Source organism: Streptomyces sp. NPDC039480, from assembly GCF_055597165.1.
The window spans coordinates 777,676-801,703 of sequence record NZ_JBVITX010000001.1; the positions used below are offsets into that span (position 1 = coordinate 777,676).

The 24,028-nt window shown below is 68.1% G+C and carries 21 protein-coding genes; 14 read left to right on the plus strand and 7 right to left on the minus strand.

Annotated elements, in window-relative coordinates; genetic code table 11:
* The first annotated feature begins 94 nt into the window (after positions 1–94).
* The 6 genes from ACZ56E_RS02955 to ACZ56E_RS02980 all read left to right on the plus strand — a co-directional run bounded on the left by ACZ56E_RS02955 (position 95) and on the right by ACZ56E_RS02980 (position 7,594).
* Positions 95–2,008 carry a flavin monoamine oxidase family protein gene (locus ACZ56E_RS02955; RefSeq protein ID WP_471210293.1) on the plus strand — a complete coding sequence of 638 codons (1,914 nt, stop codon included), beginning with the start codon at positions 95–97 and terminating at the stop codon, positions 2,006–2,008.
* 763 nt (positions 2,009–2,771) lie between these two features.
* Positions 2,772–2,879, plus strand: coding sequence for a keywimysin-related RiPP (locus tag ACZ56E_RS02960; protein ID WP_164551888.1), 108 nt, complete (start codon positions 2,772–2,774; stop codon positions 2,877–2,879).
* A gap of 149 nt (positions 2,880–3,028) precedes the next feature.
* Positions 3,029–4,921, plus strand: a complete 1,893-nt coding sequence (locus tag ACZ56E_RS02965; RefSeq protein ID WP_471210295.1) for a lasso peptide isopeptide bond-forming cyclase — start codon at positions 3,029–3,031, stop codon at positions 4,919–4,921.
* Positions 4,918–5,190: a lasso peptide biosynthesis PqqD family chaperone gene (locus ACZ56E_RS02970; RefSeq protein WP_468606741.1), complete on the plus strand. Its 273-nt coding sequence runs from the start codon at positions 4,918–4,920 to the stop codon at positions 5,188–5,190. The genes ACZ56E_RS02965 and ACZ56E_RS02970 overlap by 4 nt, the downstream gene beginning before the upstream one ends.
* Positions 5,191–5,307: 117 nt before the next feature.
* A complete protein-coding gene (locus tag ACZ56E_RS02975; RefSeq protein WP_471210298.1) occupies positions 5,308–5,724 on the plus strand; it encodes a lasso peptide biosynthesis B2 protein in 417 nt (138 codons plus the stop codon).
* 4 nt (positions 5,725–5,728) lie between these two features.
* Positions 5,729–7,594, plus strand: a complete 1,866-nt coding sequence (locus ACZ56E_RS02980; protein WP_471210301.1) for an ABC transporter ATP-binding protein — start codon at positions 5,729–5,731, stop codon at positions 7,592–7,594.
* Positions 7,595–8,239: 645 nt separating this feature from the next.
* Here ACZ56E_RS02980 and ACZ56E_RS02985 read toward each other — a convergent pair.
* The gene (locus ACZ56E_RS02985) at positions 8,240–8,617 is read right to left on the minus strand and encodes a MerR family DNA-binding transcriptional regulator (protein ID WP_471210303.1); all 378 of its coding nucleotides are present in this window, start codon (positions 8,615–8,617) and stop codon (positions 8,240–8,242) included.
* 76 nt (positions 8,618–8,693) lie between these two features.
* Here ACZ56E_RS02985 and ACZ56E_RS02990 point away from each other — a divergent pair, with 76 nt between their 5' ends.
* The gene (locus tag ACZ56E_RS02990; protein WP_471210306.1) at positions 8,694–9,422 is read left to right on the plus strand and encodes an SDR family oxidoreductase; all 729 of its coding nucleotides are present in this window, start codon (positions 8,694–8,696) and stop codon (positions 9,420–9,422) included.
* 185 nt (positions 9,423–9,607) lie between these two features.
* Here the strand turns inward: ACZ56E_RS02990 and ACZ56E_RS02995 are convergent, their stop codons facing one another.
* On the minus strand, positions 9,608–10,963 hold the full coding sequence (locus ACZ56E_RS02995) for an RCC1 domain-containing protein (protein WP_471210309.1): 1,356 nt from the start codon (positions 10,961–10,963) through the stop codon (positions 9,608–9,610).
* A 358-nt stretch (positions 10,964–11,321) separates the two neighbouring features.
* Here ACZ56E_RS02995 and ACZ56E_RS03000 point away from each other — a divergent pair, with 358 nt between their 5' ends.
* The 7 genes from ACZ56E_RS03000 to thpD all read left to right on the plus strand — a co-directional run bounded on the left by ACZ56E_RS03000 (position 11,322) and on the right by thpD (position 18,383).
* Entirely contained in the window at positions 11,322–11,909 is a 588-nt protein-coding gene (locus ACZ56E_RS03000; protein ID WP_471210311.1) for a hypothetical protein, read from the plus strand.
* Between the two features lie 52 nt (positions 11,910–11,961).
* On the plus strand, positions 11,962–13,392 hold the full coding sequence (locus ACZ56E_RS03005; RefSeq protein ID WP_471210314.1) for a hypothetical protein: 1,431 nt from the start codon (positions 11,962–11,964) through the stop codon (positions 13,390–13,392).
* A gap of 44 nt (positions 13,393–13,436) precedes the next feature.
* Entirely contained in the window at positions 13,437–14,552 is a 1,116-nt protein-coding gene (locus ACZ56E_RS03010) for a hypothetical protein (RefSeq protein WP_471210317.1), read from the plus strand.
* 229 nt (positions 14,553–14,781) lie between these two features.
* Complete coding sequence (locus ACZ56E_RS03015; RefSeq protein ID WP_471210320.1) at positions 14,782–15,693, plus strand: glutamate ABC transporter substrate-binding protein; 912 nt, start codon at positions 14,782–14,784, stop codon at positions 15,691–15,693.
* Positions 15,694–15,767: 74 nt separating this feature from the next.
* Positions 15,768–16,415: an amino acid ABC transporter permease gene (locus ACZ56E_RS03020; RefSeq protein ID WP_468606721.1), complete on the plus strand. Its 648-nt coding sequence runs from the start codon at positions 15,768–15,770 to the stop codon at positions 16,413–16,415.
* Positions 16,328–17,392: an amino acid ABC transporter permease gene (locus ACZ56E_RS03025; protein ID WP_471210323.1), complete on the plus strand. Its 1,065-nt coding sequence runs from the start codon at positions 16,328–16,330 to the stop codon at positions 17,390–17,392. Before ACZ56E_RS03020 ends, ACZ56E_RS03025 begins: the two co-directional genes overlap by 88 nt.
* A gap of 46 nt (positions 17,393–17,438) precedes the next feature.
* Positions 17,439–18,383, plus strand: coding sequence for an ectoine hydroxylase (gene thpD, locus ACZ56E_RS03030; protein WP_471210325.1), 945 nt, complete (start codon positions 17,439–17,441; stop codon positions 18,381–18,383).
* Here thpD and ACZ56E_RS03035 read toward each other — a convergent pair.
* The 5 genes from ACZ56E_RS03035 to ACZ56E_RS03055 form a co-directional block, all read right to left on the minus strand.
* Complete coding sequence (locus ACZ56E_RS03035; protein ID WP_471210328.1) at positions 18,343–19,458, minus strand: hypothetical protein; 1,116 nt, start codon at positions 19,456–19,458, stop codon at positions 18,343–18,345. The genes thpD and ACZ56E_RS03035 overlap by 41 nt on opposite strands.
* Before the next feature lie 72 nt (positions 19,459–19,530).
* Positions 19,531–20,433: a methyltransferase domain-containing protein gene (locus ACZ56E_RS03040; protein WP_471210330.1), complete on the minus strand. Its 903-nt coding sequence runs from the start codon at positions 20,431–20,433 to the stop codon at positions 19,531–19,533.
* Between the two features lie 56 nt (positions 20,434–20,489).
* Positions 20,490–21,482, minus strand: a complete 993-nt coding sequence (locus ACZ56E_RS03045) for an ornithine carbamoyltransferase (RefSeq protein ID WP_471210332.1) — start codon at positions 21,480–21,482, stop codon at positions 20,490–20,492.
* Between the two features lie 77 nt (positions 21,483–21,559).
* Complete coding sequence (locus ACZ56E_RS03050) at positions 21,560–22,480, minus strand: diiron oxygenase (RefSeq protein WP_471210335.1); 921 nt, start codon at positions 22,478–22,480, stop codon at positions 21,560–21,562.
* Positions 22,477–23,559: a pyridoxal-phosphate dependent enzyme gene (locus tag ACZ56E_RS03055; RefSeq protein WP_471210338.1), complete on the minus strand. Its 1,083-nt coding sequence runs from the start codon at positions 23,557–23,559 to the stop codon at positions 22,477–22,479. Before ACZ56E_RS03055 ends, ACZ56E_RS03050 begins: the two co-directional genes overlap by 4 nt.
* Positions 23,560–24,028: the final 469 nt, after the last annotated feature.

The window sequence follows — 24,028 nt, forward strand, 5'->3', positions numbered from 1 at the left end:
CCCGTGGGGAGGGCGTGTGTCCGACCGGGTGATCCGCGCTCTCCGGCGCGGTGTCCCGGCCAGGACAACACGGTCGCCGGGCGAGGCTGTGACCATGAACGAACAGCCTTCCAGGCGCGCCGTCATGGCCGCGGCCGGCAGCACCACCCTGACTGCCGGCCTCGTCGCCTCCGCCCCGCAGGCGGCCGCGGCGTCCGCTCTCGCGCCCCCGGCCGTACCCTCCGCGCCGGCCAGGGGCGCCGACTGGCAGACCTGCCTGGCAGTCGCCCGGGCCATCCTCGTCCTTGACAAGCACAACAGGCCCCTCACCCCCGCGTACACCGACATCCTGCTCGGCAAGGGCCTGCCCCGTGGGAGCGTGAGAAGGAAGGTTCTGGTCATCGGGGCCGGCCCGGCCGGCATGGTGGCCGCCCACCTCCTGCGCGAGGCCGGGCACGACGTCACCGTGCTCGAAGCCAACGCCAACCGGGTCGGCGGGCGCATCAAGACGTTCCGCACCGGTGGCCATGAGAACGCCGACCAGCCGTTCGCCGACCCCGCTCAGTACGCGGAGGCCGGAGCGATGCGGATCCCCGGCAGCCACCCATTGGTCACCGGGCTGATGGAAGCGCTCGGCCTCGAGCGTCGCCGTTTCCACCTCATCGACATCGACGCCTCGGGGAAGCCCGCGAACCGTACATGGATCCACGTCAACGGCATCCGGGCCCGCCGCTCCGACTACCAGAAGAGGCCCCGGCGGATCAACCGCTCCTTCGGTGTCCCCGCGCGACACGAGAACACCCCGGCGGCCGACCTGCTGCGCGCCGCACTGGCACCGGCCAGGGCACTGGTCGACGGCAAGAGCGGCCGCGAACTCGTCGAAGGCTGGGCGAACGTGCTCCGCACGTACGGGCACTGGTCGATGTACCGCTACCTCAAAGAACGAGCCGGACTCGACGAGAACACCATCGACCTGATCGGCACCATCCAGAACCTCACCTCGCGCCTGCATCTCTCCTTCCTTCACAGCTTCCTCTCCGCGGCATTGATCAGCCCGGGCACCGCCTTTTACGAACTGCCCGGAGGCACCGCCACTCTCGTGGACGCCCTCTACGAGCGGGTGAGGGATCTCGTGCACCTGGACCGGCGCGTCGTGCGCATCAACTACCGGCCCGGCGGCGGCGTCACTGTGCACACCGTCTCCGAGAGCCGCACGAGCCGGCCCGTGACCGAAGAGTTCACCGGCGACGAGGCGATCATCACCGTGCCCTTCTCCGGGCTGCGCCACGTCACCTTCACACCCGCCATCTCCTACCGGAAACGGCGTGCCATCACCGAGCTCCACTACGACGCGGCCACCAAGGTGCTCCTGGAGTTCTCACGCCGCTGGTGGGAGTTCAGCGAACAGGACTGGAAACGTGAACTCGACGCCGTACGCCCCGGTCTGTACGCGGCGTACCGTGCCGGGAAAGCGCCTACGGACGGCTCGTTGCTCGGCGCCCACCCCTCCGTCCCCGAGGGCCAGGTCTCCGAGCGCCAGCGCATCCACTACGCGGCGCACCGTTCCCCCCAGCGAAACCAGCCCGAAGCGGCGCGGGTCATCGGCGGCGGCTCGATCACCGACAATGCCAATCGCTTCATCTATGAACCCTCCCACCCCGTTCCCGGCAGTCCGGGGGGAGTTCTGCTCGCTTCCTACAGCTGGTCCGACGACGCCCTGAAGTGGGACGCCTACGACGACGATGAGCGCTACCCCCTGGCACTCACCGGCGTTCAGGAGGTGTACGGCCAGCGCACCGAAATCTTCTACACGGGAAAGGGCCGCACCCAGTCATGGATGCGCGACCCCTACGCCTACGGGGAAGCATCCGTCCTCCTGCCCGGTCAGCACACCGAACTCTTCCCCGACATCCCTGCCTCCGAAGGCCCCTTGCACTTCGCGGGCTGCCACACCTCCCTCAAGCCCGCATGGATCGAAGGAGCCCTCGAATCCGCGATCCGCACAGCACTGGAAGTCCACACCGGATGACAGAGGCCCCCATCAAGGGGAAGTGACGGTCCTCGTCGAGGTGCACATGGGGACGATGCTGGGCTTCAGAGGGCTGAGACCGCGCCTGTTCGGCAAGTTGGTTACCTCGGTGCGACGTCAGGTAGTTGACGGCACGGCGGCCCCTCCTGGCCCCGGCGTACCAACTTGATGCCCCGCCGGCGCCACGCAAGCGAAGAACCTCCGGACTGGAAGCAGGCACACAACAAGTCCCACAAACAGGCTCGCGCCCGAGGCGGCCCCGGCTCAGGCCCTGCGGCTTTATCCACGTTTCAATTTGACTGGCAGGGCGCCCTTACTACGAAGGCGCGCACATTTTGGGTTATCGGGAGTACTCACTGAAGCAGCCCGCCATCGTGCAGTAATGCCCATAGGGCAGTTTTCCGTACGGCGATGAAGGTGCGGGCCTTGCTCGATGAGCAGCAGAACGGTCCCTACGAGGCCGCACAGCAAGTGCTCCCCAACGGAGAGAAAATGCCCCCTTTGTTGCGTTTTCAGCATCGCGAGAAGGCTCATGGAGGGGGCGCCTGTTTCCGCTTTCACTGCCTCACTGGATGCGCCGCTTGTGCGCCCCCCTTGCGCCCCGTGTCCGCCTCGTAAGCCGGAGCGGGTGTTGTGATGTTGCCCTTTTCGTACTTACGTTGGTCCCGTGGATTTGACCGCTCTCGATTTCTGAGACGAGGTCTAATTGAATTCGCCGCACATATTTTTCTGTGCGTATCGTCCTCAAAAAGGGAGAACGACTATGACGTACGAGCGGCCCACTCTCACCAAGGCCGGAAGCTTCCGCAAGGTGACCGGGATCAAGAACACCGGGCCCAAGGACGTCCTCGGCGGCAAGCAGTTCCTCTGATCGGGGGCGGCCCCGGCCGCTGAGCGGTCATGAGTCGCAGAACGTTTGCGCCGGCCCTTGAACAGGCCGGCTATCGGGTGGTGGCGTCCAGCCGCCACCCGATCCTCTGCTCCGGGCGTCACCTCACCGCCGACCGAAGGCCGTTGCTCATGGCTCCGTTTCTCTCCCTCCAGGCAGCACCTGCCTGGTTCATCGCGTTGCCCGACACCGCCGCGGCCGCGCCCTTTGCCGCCAGGGCGCACCGCTGTGCCACCCGGAGTCTGCTCCATGCCTCTGGACGACCGTGGCTGGTCGGCCGCTGGGAGGAGCATGCGACCGTACTGGGGCGGTGTGGCGGAACCCGTATCGCGGTGATCGGGGAGCACGCCGTCACTGAGCGATATCTCGAACAAGCCGCTGCGGCCACCGGCTCCGCCTCCCTGACGACGGCTCTGGACCGCGCTGCACGCCGGCCCGGCAGCTTCCATCTGGTGGCCAGCGCCGGCGGCCGGGTGCACGTACGGGGTGGCGTAGTGAACCTACGGCGCGTATTCCACACCGAAACCGCAGCATTCGGCTCCGGCCCCGTCAGCGTGGCGTCGGATCGGGCCGACGTGCTCGCTGAACTGATTGACGCTGATCTCGACGAACGCCGGATCGCCCTCGAACTGCTCACCTCAGGAGCGCCGTACCCGCTGTCGGAATCCCCGCTGTGGCGGGGCCTGCGAGCCGTACCCGCAGGCCACTGCCTGACCCTCGACGCCGAGGGTCGGACCACCACGAGGCGGTGGTGGTCGCCGCCCGACTCCGTCGTCCCTCTCGCCGAGGGCGCCCGACACCTGAGAGAGGCGCTCGCCGAAGCGGTCGGTGTACGCACCCGCGGGCGCGAGCTGGTGACGGCGGATCTGGGCGGACTGGACTCCACCGCCGTGTGCTGTACAGCAGCCCACGGCGACACCAAGGTCGTCGCATACACAGCCGCGCTCCACGACGAATCCGGCGACGACGTGTACTGGGCCCGACGCACCGTCCAGGAACTCCAAGGCATCGAGCACCACGTCGTACCGGCCGAGGACACGGCCATGACCTTCGACGGAGTCGACACCCTCCACGACATCCTGGACACGCCCAGCATCATCACCGTCGACCGCAACCGTCGGATGGGCATCGTGGAAATGGCCGCGGCCCGCGGATCCAACCTGCACATGACCGGACTGGGCGGCGACGAACTCCTCGCCGGCACGCCCGCCCGGCTGCATCCCCTGTTATTGACCCATCCCGAGACCGCACTTCGCAGCATCCGCGGATACGCCGCCAAGTACCAGTGGACCCGGCGGGCAACGCTGCGCCAGCTCCTGGACCGGCGCTCCTACCGGAGCTGGCTCGGCCGCGTGGCCCGCGACCTGACCGGGCCGCCTCCCGGCACGAACACACCGCTGCTCGACTGGTCCGTACCACCCAGGATGGCGCCCTGGGCCACGCCCGACGCCATCGCAGCCGCCCGCGAACTGATGCGCGCCGGCCTGTCCGGCATCGAACCCCGGGGGAGGGGGCATGGTGAGCACCGCGAACTGGTCGCGATGGACGGCATCTCCCAGTGGACCCGGCACATCGGGCAGATGGCCGCGCCCCTGGGCGTCACCGTCGCCGCCCCCTACTACGACACGCGTGTCATCGAGACCTGCCTCGCCGTGCGGCCACAGGAACGAATCACCCCCTGGCGGTACAAACCCCTGATTGTCGAAGCCATGCGCGGCGTCGTGCCGGAGACCAGCCGGACGCGCAACACCAAGGCGAACGCCACGTTCGAGGAGGAGGTCGGCCTGCGCGAGCATCGCCGACGGCTGCTGGCACTGTGTGACGACTCGCGGCTGGCCCGGCTCGGCCTGATCGACGAGAACGTGCTGCGTGAATGGTGCCGCCGCTCTCTCGCCGCGGAGACGGAGAGCTACCTGCTGCACCCGACGATCGCCTGCGAAGTCTGGCTGCGCTCTCGCGAAATGACGCCCCCGCGCCAGGGGAACGCCGTCCCCGCCCGGCCCGTCGCCGACCGAAAGGAATGATCTTGGTGTACGCCTTGAGGCCTGGCGTCCTGATGACCGAGACCGAATACGGCGTGGCGCTGCTCGATCAGAAGAGCGCCGAATACTGGACCCTCAACCCGACGGCGGCCCTTGTCCTGCGCACCCTGCTGGACGGTCGTGCCCGTGGCGCGGAGCGGGCTGTCGAGGCGCTGACCACGCAGTACGACGACATCGGCACCGACGAGGCAGCCAAGGACGTCGACGCCATCGTCGGGGAGCTGCGTTCCGCCGGACTCCTCACCACATAGCGCCCGCATGCGACAGGCACGGGTCCGCAGCCAAACTCCTGCACGCCTCCCGACGCCCCACTTCTCCACGCCCAGCGTTTCCCTGCGCCCAGCCCTCCTCCGACTGAAGAGGCACGCATGACGACCCCGGAAGCTCTCCCCTACGATCCGCGTTCCGTACCGGTGGGCCGCCGCTTCGCCGCCCGGGCAGCCGTGGGCTGTGCCCATGTGCTGGCCACCCTGCCACCGGGCCGCATCCGCACCATCCTGGCCAGGCTGCGGCGCGGCGCCCGGCCGGCCACCCTCTGCGAGGCGGAGAAGGCCCGGGAGACGGTACTCGCTGTAAGCCTGTCCGCCGGCGGGCAGAAGGGCTGCCTCCCGAGATCCCTGGCCACCGTGCTGCTCTGCCGGTGGTACGGCCACTGGCCCACTTGGTGCGTGGGCGTGCGCAGCCGACCGCCCTTCGCCGCCCACGCCTGGGTGGAAGCCGAGGGTGTCCTCGTCGGAGAAGACGCCTCACCCACATACTTCCAACGCTTCTTCACCGTGGAGTGAGCCGATGACCACGGCCCCCGGCGTCGAGGGCCCCCGGCCCCTCACCGGCCCCGCCGACGGCTCCTACGAACCTGATGAGGACACGGGCCCCGACCGCGCCTGGGCGTCACAACGAGCGCTCATGACCCATCTGAGCCCACAGCGCTGGCGCATGGCCGCGGGTGTCCTGCTGGGGCTCGTCGGCAGCGTCATGGGCCTGGCCCAGCCCCTGGCGGCCAAGCGCGTGATGGACGACATGAGCCAGGGCCGGCCGACCACCGGCCCCATCCTCGTGCTCAGCCTGCTGGTGGTCACCGGCGCGGTACTCGCGGGGCTGGGCCACTACGTGCTGCAACGGTCGGCCGAGTCCATGGTCTGCGCCGCCCGCTGCCGACTGACCGAACGGCTGCTGCGCCTGCGGGTACCCGTGGTGGAGCGCACCGAACCGGGCGACCTGATCGCCCGCGTCACCTCCGATACGACGTTGCTGCGCCAGACCGCGCCCCAGGCGGTGTCCGCCGCCGTCACCGGCACACTGGTCACCGCTGCGACCGTCGTCATCATGGGCTTCCTCGACGCCGTCCTGCTCTGCGTCACACTCGGCGTGATCGCGTTCGTCGGTGTCATCGTCGCGGTTGTGGCGCCGCGCATCGGCCGCGCAACCCGGCAGGTGCAGGATGCGGTGGGCCACATAGGGGGCGCTCTGGAGCGCGTCCTGGGAGCCTTTCGCACAGTCAAGGCATCGGGCGCCGAGCACTGGGAGACCCAAGCGCTGCACCGTGCGGCCGAACACGCCCGCCGCAGAGGTACGCGGGCCGCGGCGTGGGAGGCGGTGTCGGCCACAGCTTCGGCGGTGGTCGTTCAGGTGTGCTTCCTCGTCGTGCTCGGGGTGGGAGGCGCCCGGGTCACTTCCGGCACAATCAGCGTCTCCACCCTGGTCGCCTTTCTGTTGTATCTCTTCGCCCTCGCTCCTCGCATCGGTCAACTCGTCGAAGGAGTAAGCCAGTTCCAGATCGGATCTGCGGCCGCTGCCCGCATCGAGCACATTGAGACGCTCGAGGCCGAACAGGTGGAACCCGGGCACGCGGCCAAGCGCACGGGGGGAGTGGCAGCGAGGGGCGACTCACCCGACGTGGCCGCCGAGGACTACCGATCACCACTCGACGTGACGTTCCGTCAAGTCCGCTTCTCTTACCGGCCCGGACTGCCCAGGGTGCACCACGAGGTCTCCTTCACCGTGCCCAGGCGCGGCCTGACGGCAATCGTGGGTCCCTCCGGCGCGGGCAAGACCACCGTCTTCTCTCTGATCGAGCGCTTCTACGAACCTGATGCCGGGTCCATCCTCGTGGGAGGCAAGGACGCCCGGCAGTGGCCCCTGAGCCAGCTCCGCGCATCCATCGGCTACGTCGAACAGGACACCCCCGTCCTTGCCGGCACACTGCGGGACAACCTGACGCTCGGCGCCACCGACCCTTCCGGCGAAGAACTCGCCCAAGTGCTGCATATGGCGCGGCTGGACACCTTGACGGACCGCCTCCCCAACGGACTGGACACCAATGTCGGCCACCGAGGCAGCCGTCTCTCCGGGGGCGAGCGACAGCGGGTGGCGATCGCCCGCGCTCTGCTGCGCCGCCCGAGACTGCTGCTGATGGACGAAGTCACCTCACAACTCGACGCGGCCAACGAGGCGGCATTGCGCAACATGATCACCGATGCCGCCCGCAGCACGACCGTCATGGTGATCGCCCACCGGCTCTCCACCGTCACCACGGCCGACCGGATCATCGTCATGGAGGCCGGATGCGTACGAGCGATCGGCACGCACAGGGAACTCATCAAGCATGACGCCCTCTACAGCGAACTGGCGCACACGCAACTTCTCGACTATTGACCGTTCCAGAATGAGTCGCTGCAGGGGCTTGGCAGCCTGATGACTTGAGGGAAAGCATTGCTCCGCTGCTGCCGCCTCGTCCACCGCGGCGGCGGTGTCCGGCCCTGCCTGCTCGAAGTACTCCTGGCTGAGCTGCGCAAAGCCGGACTGCTGGACACAGATGATGCCGCAATCGACGCCTCGCACGGCGGGCTCGGCGGCACGCAGTCTCGGCGGGAAACCGCACGACCTCAAGGTGAAGTTGCGGGCGAAGTCGACCGCCTGGTCGGCCGCTGGCACCGACGGGGCAGGGGCAGCTCTGAACAAGTCCGGTCCGAGGATCGCCGAAACGAAAACCGAGATGCCCTTCCGCTTCGAGTAATAAGTGACCCTCTGCCGTGACGCATTGGGGCTGACTGGGCGCCGGTCTGTACTGCTCAGCACCTGGCCGACATGCACATGCCCATCGGCGCCGGGCGGGCTGGTCGGCGCTGGGCCCGGCCGCGCGTGTCAAGAGGCATTCGATTCAGTTCACACAAGGCCTCGCAGATCTCTGAATCGGGCACGAGCTCATTGTCACGTTCCGGAACCCGTACGACGGAGCCGTCGAGCAAATCCGCGACGCCTTGCGCAACTTGTGTTGCGGTCGCCACCGGTCGGTCGTGGCTATGAGTGTGTGTCCGTGATTGCGATGACCTTGTCGAGGTGGTCCAGGGCAGTCTGCAGGTCGGCGATCTTGGCCTGGATGCGCTCCCGCTCGGCGCGGAGCATGGCTCGTTGTTCGGCGTCGGTGTGTCCGGAGTCCCAGCACGGGAGGAGTTCGGTGATCCTTCGGCTGGTGAGGCCGGCGGCGTACATCTGCTGGAAGAAGCGGACCAGAGGGATGGCGTCCGGCCGGTACAGGCGCTGGCCGGACGGGCTGCGCTCCGGGATGAGCAGGCCTTGCTGCTCGTAGTAGCGCACGGCGCGCACGGAGACGCCGGCGCCTCGTGCCACTTCGCCGATGCGGATCAACTGTTCGGCTGGGGCCGCTGTGACAGTCATGGTGTTTCCTCTCGCCCCTGGCCCTGCCGATCAGTGCTTGCCTCTGACGCTGGCGTCAGGTTTTAGCGTACCGGTCATGGACATCAACAACTCCGTCGCCCTTGTCACCGGAGCCAACCGCGGCCTGGGTCGCGCCTTCGCCCAGCGCCTGCTCGAACGCGGTGCCCGCAAGGTCTACGCGACGGCCCGCCGGCCGGAGACCGTGGACCTGCCCGGGGTCGAGGTGCTGCCCCTGGACATCACCGATCCCGCGTCCGTCAGAGCCGCCGCCGAGGCTGCCCCGGACGTGTCGCTGCTCATCAACAACGCGGGAATCAGTACGGGGGCCGGCCTGGTGACCGGTTCGCTGGCCGAGGTGCGGCTCGAGCTGGAGACCAATATGTTCGGGCACCTGGGAATGGTCCGGGAGTTCGCGCCGGTGCTTGCCGAAAACGGTGGGGGTGCGATCGTGAACGTACTCTCCGCCATGTCGTGGTTCGGGGTCAAGGGCGCCAATGCCTATCACCTGACCAAGGCCGCCGCCTGGGCCATGACCAACGGGGTCCGCCTGGAACTCGCCGGGCAGGGCACGCTCGTCACAGCGGTACATCTCGGCCTGGCCGACACCGACATGGCGGCGGGCTGGCCAGTGGACAAGATCGCTCCGTCCGATCTGGCCGACGCGGCGCTCGACGGTGTTGAGGCGGGCTCCGCCGAGGTCCTCGCCGACCAGTGGAGCCGGGACGTCAAGTCCCGACTGCCGCTGGTACCTGAAGAGTTCAACGCCGCTATGGACCGCGCCCTGGCGGCGCTGATCGCGGCCTGAGGGGTCTCGGGCGGCACGGATCTCGGTCGGTGACCGGTGGCCCGCCCTGCCACGAGGTGTGGAGGGCGGGCCTGTGCTGCGTGCGGTCGGGGCTGCGGCTGCCACGGGCGCGGGGCCCTGACTCCTGACGGGAGTCTCTGTGTGGCGGAGACCGACAGCCGCCGTGTGCGACTGGTCAGGCCGGCTCAGTAGGCGTAGCTGGACTGGCTGTTGCCCGCGGTGACGTTGTTGAACGGGTTGGCCTCCTCGTCCTCCTGCGGGAAGATCGTGACGAACTTGTCGTTGTCGTTGAGGTCATGGTTGTTGGTGCCGCCGTCACCGAGCTGGCCGTGGTTGTTCAGACCCCAGCCGATGATGTCGTTGCTGGTGCCGTTGCCGGCGGTGCGTACGGCGAGGCCGTAGCCGCGTCCCGCCGAGATCGACTTCACCGAAGGCAACTCGATGGCCTCGTGTGCGCTCGTCCGGTTGATCGTCGTGCCGTCGGCGAGCTGCCCGTTCTCGTTGTTGCCCCAGCCGTAGACCTTGTCGTCGGAGTAGAGGGCGTACGCGTGGTCGTAGCCGGCGACGATGTCCTGCACCTTCGGCCCCGTCCCGTCGGCTGATTCCGTTCCCGTGTCCGGTCCGGTCTCCGTTCCACTCGGCTGATCGGCCGGATCGGCCAGGCCGGGCAGACCCTCGACCTGGACCGGCTTGTTGCTGAGCCCCAGGTCGGCTTCATCCTTGTTGACGCCGAGCTGGCCCTTGGAGTTGTCGCCCCATGCCCAGACGGTGCCGTCGCCCTTCACGGCGAGGCTGTAGTTGCACCCGGCGGCGATCTTTACCACGTTGGTCAGGTGCGGGACCTCGACCGGGGTGTTGTGGTCCTTGTTCTCCTCGTCGTCCTTGCCGGTACCGATGCCGAGCTGACCCTTGTCGTTGCTGCCCCAGGTCTGCACGGTGTTCTTGTCGGTGAGGAGCATGCTGTGGTTGCAGCCGGCCGCGACCTGCTTGCCGCCGTGCATGCTCTGGACCAGCTTGGGCACCGAGCGGTTCTCGTTCGTGTGATCGCCGACCTGACCCTTGTCGTTCAGGCCCCAGGCGTAAACACCGTCGGCCTTACCGGTGTTGACGCGCAGAGCGAGGGCGTGCTGGCCGCCCGCGGCGACATCCACGATCTGGTTGAGGCCCGGCACCTTGCCGGGACCGCCGAATGTGTCGACGCTGGGCCCTGTGCCGAGTTGGCCTTTGTCGTTCTCGCCCCAGGACCAGACGGACCCGTCGTTGCGCAGGGCCACACCGAAGCCCCAGCCGTCGTCGATGCCGCCACCTGCGGCGATCTTCGTGACGTCCTGCTTGGGCAGGGAAGGGATCGGCGCCGGAGCGTACCGGTCCTGAACCGAAGAAGTGCCGAGCTGTCCACCGGTGTTGGCGCCCCAGGCGTACACCAGCGGGTCGTGTCCCTCGGCGGGAAGAGCCGGGGACGCTGCCGCTCCCAGAGCGGTCGCGGTGGATATGGCGATCAGGGCAGCGCGCAGGCGCAGCCCAGGGGTCTTTGCGTTCATGGGATTTCCGTTCTTTCGGGCACCACGACGTAAGCGCGGCACCGGAGTTGGAGGACCGCCCAGCAGAATCGGGGCGTCCAGCAACATGTCTGCCGCGTTCGAATCGCTTTTCGGCCTGGAAGGACCGGAGTTCACGCCTTCGGGTGGCGGCCCGCGAACCGTGGCTACGCCAAGGCCCGGCGCTCTGCCGCCAATTGGAGCCATCTGCCGGTGATCGGCGCACGTTCGGCCGGTGGCCGAGTGGCGGGGATCGCCGGGGTGTCGGAATGTGAGAGCGGCGGCCCCCACCGAGGTGTGGCTCCAAGGCCCGAGTTGTGGCTCCGAGGCCGCCGAATCCCCCCCTCTCCGAAGGAGACCCATGCGTACTCCCGTTGTGTGCCGCGCCCTGTTCGCGGTCGGAATTGTCACCGTGGCGGGTACCTCCGCCCTGGTCGGCCTGAGCCTGTCGCCGGCGGCAGCCACCGAGCCCACGGCCATGGTGGTCAAGGCGGTTGAGCCCCCCTCGGCGGTGTCCGCCCTCGACCCCAAGCCCGACACCCAGACCGCGCCCCCGCCGCCGGCGGCCCCGAAGCCCGAGCCGCCCGAGGTGGACAAGAAGTCACCCGTCCCGTCCCCGCCGGGCACCGACCCCTGTTCGTCCGAGGGCATCAACGGCATCCCGTCGAGCGAATCCTGCAAGGGCGTCGGAAAGAATCAGCAGGCGAACGACAAGTGCCAGGTGGAGAACTTCCATTCATGCAGTCGGCCCATCACGGGCGAGGCCCAGGACGCCTGGAAGAGCGACCAGGACAACTACGTCAAGGACCAGGCGGACTTCGGGAACGTCTCGCGGTCCGCGCCCCCCGGTGACGGGGTGGCGCAGCAGTGCGGCGCCAACTCCGGTATGCGCGACCGGCTCTCCGACGACCAGGTCATCGTGCCGCAGTCCTCCTGGTGGGCCTGTTGAACCCCCAGGCGGTCCAAGCCCCCACCCGCTCACTTCCCCCAAGGAGACCTTCATGCCCCGACGCACCATGACGTACTGCCTGTCGGCACTGCTCGGCAGCTCCCTCGTCCTGAGCACCCTGCCCGGTGACGCGCTCGCCGCGGACCCGGTCGACGCCCCGATCGAGAACCCGGATCTCGCCAGGCCCACCGTATCCGCCGGGACCATCCAGAAGGGGGCACCGGCCGGTTGGGACGGCGAGCACACCCAGCTGTTCTCCGCCGACCGGGCCGACCACGGTGGATTGCAGGCGGCCGCGCTCGGCGACGGCTCCGCGGGAACGCTCAGCACCCGCCTGTGGCGTGTGCAGAAGGGCTCCAAGGTGACCGTGACCTGGGACGACAGCCCCAGTCCGCTCACGAACTGCGGGACGGACGACCCGTCCAAGGGCCAGGAGTACCGCGTCTCCGTCGCAGGCGAGGAGAACTCCGCGCAGACCGTCAAGACGGAGACCACCACGTCGGGCAAGGCCAACTGGCACGAGGGACGCTCGTACTCCTTCACCGCGGAGGAGAACAACCCGCAGATCAACTGGGCCTACCCGAAGGCGTCCAAGTGCGGCCCACTTGTCACGCACTTCCGCGCCACGCAGGACCCGGCGCCGGTGCCGTACGACCTCAAGAAGGCGCGGCTGCCCATGCCCCAGGCCTACCAGGGGCGCAAGCCGATCGAACCCCGGCTGGTGGCGCAGGACTGCCTGGGGGGTCCCAGGACCTGTCGCTTCGTGAAGGACGACCGCTACTCCTACCGGTACTACGACCGGCCGCGCATGGTCGGGCAGGCGTACATCAACTGCACCCGCAACACCATCACCGACCAACGCCCGGTGAACTGGGAGGAGTTGCCTTACGACAACATCACGCAGTACTTCGCACGCCACGAGGGCGACGAGCAGAAGCCGCAGAAGCAGCCTCTCGGTCCGCAGGGCCTGCAGCAGCAGAAGACCCCGCAGCGGGAGCACCAGACCGACCTCCGGGAGGAGCACAAGAACATCGCCGCCCAGATCGCGGCCGGCTTCACTCGCGCCGACGGCAACCCGCTGGAGATGGAGACGAACAACCCCCTGCTCTACGGGCGCAAGGAACAGCGGACGGTATCTGTCACCGTGCAGCCGGGTGAGGTGAGCTGGGTCGAGGTCCAGGCGGCCCGGGAGCGGCTCGCCGGCACGCTGATCCACGAAAGCAAGAACGAGCGGATGGATGTCTTCGCCGACGTACCCTCCGGCTCCTACGGCGACCGTCTCTACCAGCGCACCGGCCCGATGAGCAAGGTCGAACTGTCCCGGTGCGCCGACGCCCGTGACAACGCCCGCACCCCGGACAACACCATCGGCGCGCCCACCCTGCGGACGGCTCCCCACCTGGTGCCGGTGGGCGAGGCGCCCAAGAGCGTCAAGACCCGCACCGTTCCGCTGACCGTCGACAAGCCCCCGGCCCGGGACTGAGGACACACCGCGCCTCTCTCATCCGGCAACGAAAGGACACAGACATGGTTCACACCGCGTACTCCTCCCGGCACCGGCGGGTGGCCCGCCGCATGCTCGTGCTGCTTCCGGCCCTGTCGGCGCTCACGCTGACCGCCGCGCTCCCCTCCGCGGCGGCACCCCAGGGCGACAAGACCGGCGCCTATGGCATCGAGGCGATGCCCAAGGCCCGGGCGCTCGACGGGAACAAGCCCCTGAAGTCGGTACAGGAGGTCACCTCCCTGTGCGGCCACACGGCACGCTACAAGTGCTCGTTCAAGCTGGACCCCGAGCGCAAGCGCGAGTTCACCAGCGCCGTCTATTCGGTGTCCAACGGCGCCATCAACTGCACCAATGCCGACATGACCATCAAGCGCACGGTGAAGCTGGAGACCGAGAGCTCCGACAACATCGGCGGTGAGATCTCCGGGAGCGGCACCATCGAGGGCACGGCCTGGACCGACAACGAGGTCAGCGGCTCGGGCACCGGCGAGGTCCAGTCGCAGCAGACCTTGCAGGACGCCTCCAAGGCCAGCGGCACCACCGAGAACACCAGCAAGAGCAGCGAGACCCAGCACACGGCCCCCAAGGACAAGGGCCCCAACCAGGACTCCACCTCGGAGAGCACGGCCTCCACGAGTGCCACGGTGGAGAACACGATGACGGGTACGGCTCAAATGACCGAGAAGGGCAGCACGACCGCCGCGTTCAAGAGCCTCATCCACCTCGCCCTGCGTGGCGCTTTCACCGCCGCGTTCAAGGGGACCTGGGAGCACACCTGGAGCATGACCAACTCCGAGGAGACCGAGGTCAGCTTCACCCTGAAGCCCAACGACGAGATCCAGTTCGGTGCGCTCAACTCCATGTCCCGCATCGTCGGTGACCTGCACGTGGACGGCACCGGCAAGCTGGTCAAGGACATCGCGGTGGACGGCCCGTCGACCACGAACTCCTCCACCGTCGTGGCGCAGACCTACACCAACCCCGACAAGTGCCAGAGCGTGCGTCCGTCCGGCGCCACCGCGAAGCAGCCGGACGACAACGGCGAGCGCAGCGTCACGCCCCGCGCCGGCGGCGGCGAGCGCCGGCTCACCGGGAGCTACCGGCTGGAGAAGGGAGGCACCTGGCGGAAGACAGGCTGACGCAGACACCGCGCGTGACGCAGCACCATACGGGCGGCCGGAGTCAGCTCCTCTCCGGCTCCCCGGCTTCCCTGCTCCCCGATGGCTCTTTCGGGGACATTCCCAAAAGGACGCCGGGTAGCGCGGCAGATCAGCATCGCTAAACTGGGCGGGATACCACTCTCATTCACTCCGATGCACGCCCTTTCGGGTCTCTACCGGTGGGGTCGCAGAGACCTGAGGAGGGAAGGTGCGAGCACCGGTCGGGCGCCTGGGTTTCCTGGTGCTGCTGTCATCTCTTGTTCTGGGCGGGTGCGGCAGGGAGGGAAGTGTTCCAGGTAGCGTCGGAGCGCTGACGGCTGATTCTCCCACTCTCGAGTATCCCATCGGGAATGAATCCCGCGGTATCGGTTCAAAAGGTCTCTCCCGCGCGATCGCCAAAAAGACCATAACCATCGGCGTCAAGTCCGACCACCCTTTCATGGGGTTCGAGGATCCGGTGACGGGGCAACGTTCGGGGTTCGACGTCGAGATCGCGAAAATGGTCGCGGCGTATCTGGGATTCGGCCCGGGCGAGATCGAGTGGAAGACGGTGGCGCCACAGGTGCGCGAGCTCTCGATATCCAAGGGGGACGTCGACCTCTACGTGGGCGCCTATACGATCAACGATGAGCGGAAGAAGCAGGTCTCGTTCGCGGGACCCTATTACCTGGGCGGGCAGGACCTGCTGGTCGCCGAGGGGGACCGGAGCATAGGCGGCCCGAAGGAATTGCGTGGCAAGAAGGTCTGTACGGTGACCGGATCCACTCCTTTCCAGCGGATTCGTCAACCGGAATTCGGCGTATCCGTCGTATCCCACGACAGCTATGCGCACTGCGTACAGGATCTCATCATGAACGTGGTGGACGCCGTCACCGCCGACGACACCATCCTGAAGGGCTACGCGGCGCAGAATCAGGGTCGTCTGCGGGTGGTCGGTCGGCCGTTTTCGGAGGAGCCCTATGGGGTGGGCCTCGCGCGGCAGGACGCGTCCCTTCGCGACGCGGTCAATGACGCACTCGAACACCACGTACGCAACGGAAACTGGCTCCGGGCCTACCGCGCCACCCTCGGCCGCTCCGGCGCTCCGGTGCCGGAACCGCCACCGGTGCAGCGGTACTGAACCGCGAGTTCCGTCCGTCGACGGCATCCCGTCGGGCCGCTCACCGGTGCGGCCCCGTCAGCCTGGAGGCGCCCATGGAGGTGTTGACCGACAATGCCGGTCTCTTCTGGCAGGGCTTTGTGGGCACCGTCCGACTGATGTTCCTGAGCACGTTGCTCGCGTTCGTCCTGGGGCTCCTGCTCGTCTCCCTGCGGATCAGCCCGGTGCCGCTGTGCCGCGGGCTCGGTTCGGCGGTGGTGACAGTGCTCTGCAACACCCCGCTCACCGTCCTCTTCTTCGGTGTGACGCTCGGGCTGCCCATGCTGGGCCTCACCGGAGCGGACTACTTCACGCTGGCCGTCCTCGTGATGGGGGGCTACGCGGCGGCGTTCGTGTGCGAGGCGCTGCGCTCGGGCGTCAACACGGTGGAGACAGGGCAGGCGGAGGCCGCCCGCAGCCTCGGCATGTCGACACTGCAGACAGCGGTACTGATCGTCTTTCCCCAGGCCGGGCGAGCGGCGGTCCCACCGCTGGGCAACGTCGTGATCACCCTGGTCAAGAACTCCGCGCTCGCCGGCGGCTTCAGCGTCTATGAGCTGTTCAGCACCGAGAAGACCCTGGTGGAGCGCGGTTACGCGGTGGCGGTCGTCTTCCTGTGGGTGACCGCCGCGTACTTGCTGCTGATCGCGGTGATCAGTACCGGATTCCGGTTGCTGGAGCGTCGGTTGGCGGTGCCCGGATGAAGTCCGCCCTGTTCGAGGCGCCGGGCCCGCGTGCCCGCCGTCGCCACGCCTGGTACACGGTGCTGGTGGCGGCGGTGACCGGCGGCACGGTCTGCTGGGCCCTCCTCCGGTTCTCGGACGCCGGACAGTTCGAGGCGCGGATGTGGGAGGCGTTCACCTACCGCGGCGTGCAGCTGCGCATCCTCACCGGCATGGTGGACACCTTCAAGGCGTTTGTCCTCTCGGTGCTGCTCTCCCTGGTGCTGGGTTTCCTCTTCGCGGCAGGGCGGCTCTCGGCGCACCGCATTCTGCGCTGGCCGGCCGGTGCGCTGGTGGAGTTCTTCCGCGCTGTGCCGGTGATCATCACGGTCTTCGCCCTGTACGCCACCGATCTGCTGCGCACGTACGTCACGACCGTCGGCGACTTTCTCAGGGATCTCGGGAGCCCTGGCGCGTGGATAGCGGAGAATTTCGCCAGCCCCACGCTGTGGGCCCTGGTCATCGGCATCGCCCTGTACAACGGCGCGGCACAGGCGGAGATCCTGCGGGCGGGGGTCGGCGCCGTACCCAAGGGGCAGTTCGAAGCCGGATACGCACTGGGGATGCGTAAGACACAGGTGATGACGGCGGTGGCCATGCCTCAGGCGTTGCGGACCATGCTGCCGAGCGTAATCAGCCAAATGGTGGTGACGCTGAAGGACACCTCACTCGGCTTCTTCATCATGTACGAGGAACTCCTCTATGCGGGGAAACTCCTCGCACAGAACACGGCGACCCCTTCCGGCTATCCCTACCTGCCCGTTCTCTGTGTGGTCGGTTCGCTCTACATCATCACGTGTCTCCTTCTTTCGTATGTCGCCCGCCGCCTTGCGGCACGCCATTCGTACAGCACTCCGTCCGGCCCTCGACAGCGCTATCAGGTGACCATGACCGGAATGGCGCGGCCGCGACGCACGCGATCCCGCGAGAGTTTCTCCAAAGATGCCGACGGGCATTGAGTCCGTATCCATGGCCTGTCCATGGCCTGCATCGGAGGAAATCAACATGAGCGAATCTGTCGAATATGTGGACGACCTCTACCCGACTCGTCTCGTGACCGAGTCGGTGCCCTTTCAGCGACGCCATCCGGTGGTGTGGAACGACGGGGGTGCCGGCATACCGGGCCCGCTGTCCGCCGATGAAGTGGCAGCCTACGGACGGGACGGTTTCCTCTCCTTCGGCGCCCTCCTGGACGCTGCTGAAGTGCAAGAATGCCGCGCGGAAATGCGGCGCATGTCCTCCGACGTCACACTGCGTTCTTCGGAGCGAGTGGCTTTCGAACCGGACTCGGAGTCCGGCGACATCCGTTCGCTCTTCGAGGTGCACCGGCTCAGTGAGGTCTTCAGGCGCGTGGTCGAGTCCGGTCGTCTCGCCGACCGGGCTCGACAGGTCCTCGGTTCGGACGTGTACGTCCACCAGAGCAGGGTCAACTACAAGGCGGCCTTCGACGGGTCGAAGTTCGGCTGGCACTCGGACTTCGAGACCTGGCACTCCGAGGACGGCATGCCCGCACCCCGCGCGCTGAGCTTCTCCGTCGCTCTCACGGACAACCTCCCCTTCAACGGCCCGCTCATGATCATTCCCGGGTCCCAGCGGACCTTCGTGCCCTCGGTCGGGCGGACTCCACCCGGCTATCACAGGCTTTCGCTGCTGGGGAAGAACCTCCCGGCCGGACCGGCCGACCGCACCGCCGTCACGACACTGGCCGAACGGCACGGCATCCGGCAGTTCACGGGACCGGCCGGCTCCGCCGTCATGTTCGACTGCAACTGTCTGCACGCCTCCGGGGGAAACGTTTCACCCTTTCCCAGGACGAACCTGTTCGTCGTGTACAACAGCGTCGACAACCCGCTGTCCACGCCGTACGCGGCCGCCGAACCACGTCCGGGTTACCTCGCCGAGCGGGACATCACACCGGTGCCCCGATCCGCAGACCTGCCGCGTCGATGAGCCGTGCCACTTCGAGCGTGGTGTAGCCGCGCTCGAAGTGGCACGGTTCGGACAGCATCAGAGAGACCAGGCCCAGCAGCAGCCGCGCGTACTCCTCGACCGTTCCGGGCCAGGCACCCGCATCGAGCATCCAGGGCTCGCTGCCCGCCATGGCCTCCGTCCTTCCCGCACGGATGAGTGACTTGGAGAGCTTGGCCCCGGATGTCGAAAGGACCACCGGGGTGAACAGGCGCACCGGGAGAACCGCCCCCGGGTAGCACAGGAACGCCTCGTCGAGCAGGCGGCACCCCGCGGCCCAGTCGGCTCCCTTGACCACCACGGCAAGCGCGTCTTCCCGCGCCGCCACCCGCTCCTTGAGCAGGTTGCGGTGGAGCGTGCCCGACCCGATGTACGCCCCGTCCGCCTCGTCGGCCCGCACCCGCACCACATAGCGGCCGTGGTCCAGGCAGACCGCCGCGAGCTCCGCGTGGTCCGGCCCCGCTGCGAGCAGTTCGGTGTGCTCGCCCTGCTTCTGCGCCCAGCCGCACTGCGGGCACGGAGGACTCATGGGCACCTTGCCGTGCGACGGCGCGAGCACCCACCGCAGGGCATCCATCCGTGTCAGCGAGTCGAGGAACTCCTGCCGGAAGTCCCACCGCCGCTGCTGCTGCGTGTAGGTCTCGATCTCGTAGGTGACGCCGGTGGCCGCGGACAGCGCGTCGAAGAAGCCTCCGTAGTACGTCCGGATCAGTTCCTCTATCCGCTCACCGCCCAAGGCGTGGCGGAAGGAGCGCTCATAGAGAGTGTTCGTCCGCGCGCACCGACGCGTCTCGCAGCCAGCGTTGTCCAGGGCGCCGAAGCGCAGGGTCGCGTCGACGCCGAATCTCTCCCGGGCGGTCCGGGCGAGGAGGAACGCGGAGGTCTGCATGACGCTGGTGCCCAGGTGCGGGGCGCCGTTGATCTGGACGCCGGCGTACAGGGAGACCCGCTCGTGCCCGGTCGCCAGCAGCCGTGGGCGGATGAAGTCGACGCTGTGCTCGACGGCGCCGGTGGTGACGCTGACGGGTGAGACGGGCACGGTCCGAGCGGTGTTCATGAACGGCCTCTCTGCTCGATGGGACGGGATGCCCTCTGGGGGAGCGGGGTCACCAGTGCCGGCGGACCGGGGTCACCAGTGCTGACGGACGGCGGGCTGTGGCAGATCCACGACGCGCAGATGCCCCGCCCAGTGGGGCGAGGCCGGCTCGTCCAGGGCCTCCAGCCGTGTGGTGCGGGAGCGTGCTGCCGTGCGCAGCAACTCCATCAGCCCATCGCCGGTCAGCCGGTCGGCGCTGCTCTTGCGACAGGCGAGGCCGATGATGAAGTACGCGAGCGGGCAGGGCCCCGAGCGCCAGATCACCGCCTCGCCCTGCTCCTCCAGGAGGAACACCTGATCGGGGTTCTCCAGGGTGAAGTCCCCGAAGGGCAGGGGGCACAAGGTGACGGCGTGCGCCGTGAAGCCGGCCGATTCCAGCATCTCGACCGCCTTCCTGGGGCTGGAGTAGCTGCCGATCGTGATCCCCAGGCCGTCTCCCAGCGCACGACCGTGCGTGATGACCGCAGGTATCAGTTTCAGGCCGTCCGTCCCCCCGCCGACGGAGCGGCGCAGGGAGTCGGCCCGGGGGGAGAGGGGGACGTAGGGCGGATTGCTGGTGACGACCAGGGGGCGGCGGAGCGGGGTGGGGGCGGTGGCCAACAGTTCGGTGGGGGACAGCGAGGTGAAGTCGCCGTGAGAGAAGGTGACGGGGCGGTCGCCGTTGGACGAGGCGTAGTGCTCGCGAGCCCACGCCACGGTGTGTTCTCCCGAATCGATGCCGTGCACCCGGGCCGCTCCCGCGCGGGCCATGGCCGCGGCGGCGGCTCCGCTGCCGGACCCGAGGTCCAGGACGGCACAGCCCTCGGTGATGAGGTCCTGCGCCACCCACACGCCGATCTCGGTGTCGGCCGGTTCGAAGAAGACGTGTGCTGACGAGGGCGGGAGCAGGTCACGGGGAGTCAGATGCCGGTAGGAGGTGACACGGGTCGGTTTCATGGGAGGACCTCGATCCGTGTGGAAGCGGGCAGGAAAGCGGTGCGGTGCGTGGCACGTCACTGCATGTCGGGGCCTCGGCCGCGCTTCATGTCGGTGTCAGGGGCGCTCACCCACTCCAGGAGGGCCATGGCTCCGGCGAGCTTCATGGCTGCCTGCGTCCAGGCCAGGGACCGGGGCCCGTCCAGGACCGCACCGGCGACCTCGTCCCCGCGGTGGGCGGGCAGGTCGTGCATGAACAGGGCTTCGGGCCAGCGGGCCAGCAGCGCGGCGTCCACGTGGAACGGACGGAACGTCTCACGCCAGTCGGCGTCGGGTTTCGAGGTGCCTGTCGTCTGCCAACGAGTGGTGTAGACGACGTCCACACGATCGGGCAGCTGCGCCGGATCGTGCACTTCCTCGACGCTGGCGCCCACGGCTGCGGCTCTGCGCGCCGCCCTCGTCAACTCCTCTTCCGGTAGCCCGTAGCCGGGCGGAGTGCTGAAGGTGACCCGGGCCCCCGGCACAACCGATAGGGCATGGGCCAGGGCCACGGCCGTGTTGTTGCCCTCGCCCAGGTAGAGCACCCGCACTCCGGCCGGATCTCCGAGCGCCAGGTACAGGGTGGCGAGATCGGTCACTCCCTGACTGGGGTGCTCCTCGGCCGCCATCGCGTTGATCACGGGCAGACCGCCGTGACAGGAGAGCTCACGCAGTTCCTCCAGGGGGCCGGAGGTGCGCGCCACCAGGAGGTCGAGCATGCCGCCCAGGACGCGGCCCGTGTCGGCCACCGATTCACCGGTGTTCAACTGCAGGTCCTGTGGGCCGTAGGTGACAGGGACGGCGCCCAGCCGGATGGCGCCGACGGTGAAGGCCGTACGGGTACGGGTGGAGGTTTTCGTGAACAGTACGCCCGCGACGCTGCCCGACAACGGCCGGTCGTGGGCGTGCCGGTCCCGGAACAACTCCACCGATCTCGCGGCCAGTTCTCTGATCTCGGCCGCCTCCACCTCGGCGAGCGAGAACAGGCCGCGTTCGGGAGCAGGACCGGGCGGGGAGGAGAGGTTGTCCATGCGGTCCCTTTCAGTAGAGGGTCAGTGTCCGGGCCAGTTCCAGGCGGAGGGCGGGGCGGTGCACCGCGCCGTGTGGTTCACGGCAGCAGGCCGGCGTCCTCGAACGCCTCGGCGCCGCCGGGCACGGCCATGGCCCCGACCTCCTCGAAGAGCCGCACGGCGTGCCGGGCCGCCCTGCGGATGCCTTGGTCGACCGCGGCCGACGGATAGGAGTCGTGCACGATGTCCTCGACGGCCGGAGGCAGCAGTCCCGTGGCGGCCAACGACGCGCGGACGGGCCGCAGATCGGGGAGCAGGCTGCACCGGATCAGCTCGGGCAGGCACCGCGCGATGCGGCCACGCGACCGGTCGGACTCCTGGGCCCACAACTCCCGGAAGAACCGGGCGAAGAACGCGTGGTGCCAGCCCTCGTCCTTGGCGTGGTCCCTGACGATGTCCCGGACGACGGTCAGTACGTCGGGGTCCTTGGGTATGTCGTTGAGCACCGCGGTGATCAGCGTCTCGAAGACCACGACCTGAAGCAGTTGGGCCAGGGCCGGCTCGTACGGCAGGGCCTCGGTCCCGATCGCGTCGAGCCGCTGCAGGAACGGACCGAAGTCGTAGGGCAGCGGCGGCACCCCCGAAGCGCGGGAGACCTGCTGGATGACGTCGAAGCTGTAGAGGGAGTGGTAGCCCTCGTCGCAGTAGATGCGGTACGCGTCGAGGCGGACGGCGGCGTCCGTCTCGACTCCGCACCGGTTGCCGGCGATGCGTTCCGTGGCACGGTTCACCACGCGCGTCTCGAATTGAGCCGTGAAGTCCAGGTACTGGAAGAGGTGCCGGGCGAGGAGTTCCCTCCGCTTCGCCTCGCCGAGTTCCGCCACTCGTGGGTGATCCAGGTAGGGCACCAGGGCCTGGGGGAAGAAGGCGCGCCCGGTTCCCAGCTCGTCCGCCAGGTGGCGCCGGGGACCGCTCCGGACCCCGGCACGCTGGTACCAGTCCCGTTCCTGCGTACTCAACTCAGCGTCACCTCCCCTCGGGCAGGGCCCTCCGTGCTGGACGGGGTCATGAGGTCCCCGCAGGTGACCCCGCGGGCTATGTCGACGGGAGCCAAGGCGTGCTGGGAGCGCCACAGGGGGGAGTAGACGGTGTCGAGATAGCGGTCACCGCCGTCCGGACACAGGCAGACGACGTCGGTGCGTTCGGGGCTCTCGCGGAACAGCCGCAGAGCGGCCGCGACGAGCGCGCCGGAACTGGAGCCCACGGCGATGCCGGTCGTCTCCTTCAGCCACAGGCATGCACTGACCGCTTCCGGCGGATCGATGTGCACGGCGGGTCGGTACCCGTGCGGCAGAAAGGTCGATCTGCGGCTCGCCCCGATTCCCGAAAGCACACGTTCACCGTGTACGTCGCCGAGGGCCACCGAGCCGACGACGTCCACCCCGATCAGCTCCCAGTCCGGTTCGTGGGCGAGGACGTAGTCGCGGAAACCCGCCAGGGTGCCGCCGGTGGACACCGCGACCAGGACGCTCATCGGCCGGGCGGGCAGCTGCGCGCACAGCTCCGGAGCCGTCCACTGGGCATGGACAGCGGGGTTGGCCGGATTGGTGTACTGGTTCGGCCAGACGAGCCCCGGTTCACGGCGCACCCGCTGCGCGACATGGGCGAGACGGTTGAGCAGGAACCCGCCGGCTCCGTCCGGTTCGTCGACCATGACGACTCGGGCACCCAGGGCACGCATGGTGTTCTGCACCGAGGGGCTGACCCGGGGATCCACGACGGCGGTGAAGGGCACCTGTAAGGATGCCGCCAGGCCCGCCAGCGCCAGCCCGAGATTTCCCGATGTCGACTCGATCAAACCGACTCGGCGATCAATGGTGTCTTTTACGCTCTGCCAGAGAGCAAATGCGGTACGCCCTTTTATGGAGCCGTAGGGGTTGTGGGCCTCGAGCTTCAGCCAGAGCGTCCTGGGTACGTTGTCGCACACCATGCTCAGAGGTACGACCGGACTGGGAGAACAAGCGCTGCTCACCGGTTCCGAGCTGTCAGGAAACCGATCCGGAAAAATGTCCAAGACACCTCCGTGGCACTGTCTCACCGAGACCCTATTTTTTTACAGAACTGCTCCCACAGCTTATTGGAACAGGTTGCACGCTTCTCAGGTTATGGCCCCGTTAGTGGCAGCACAAGGAACGGAACGCGCCATCTCGGTGTCGGAGCCATTCATTGGCGTCATATGCCAAAAGGGGTTTCTCCGCGAAACCGCTGTGTCACCTGTTCTTCCAGAGTCTTTGGTCTACAGTCCTTGGTCTACGCCTGACGGCGGGCCGACGTGGGCGCACGACAGCACGTGCGGCGGGTTCGCAGGCCGAGCCGCCGGGACATCGACGTCCACCAGGAGGTGCCCCGGGGCCTCGGGCGGCAGCCGCACCTCGCGCAGCAGCACTCCTCGCACCAGATGATCTGGCGGGCTGTCGTGCAGTGGCGCGGCACATGCTGCACAGCTCGGGCCCGCCTGTGGGCGACCGACCGGTGCCGGTGACCCACCGGCGCCCAGGGCCGCAACG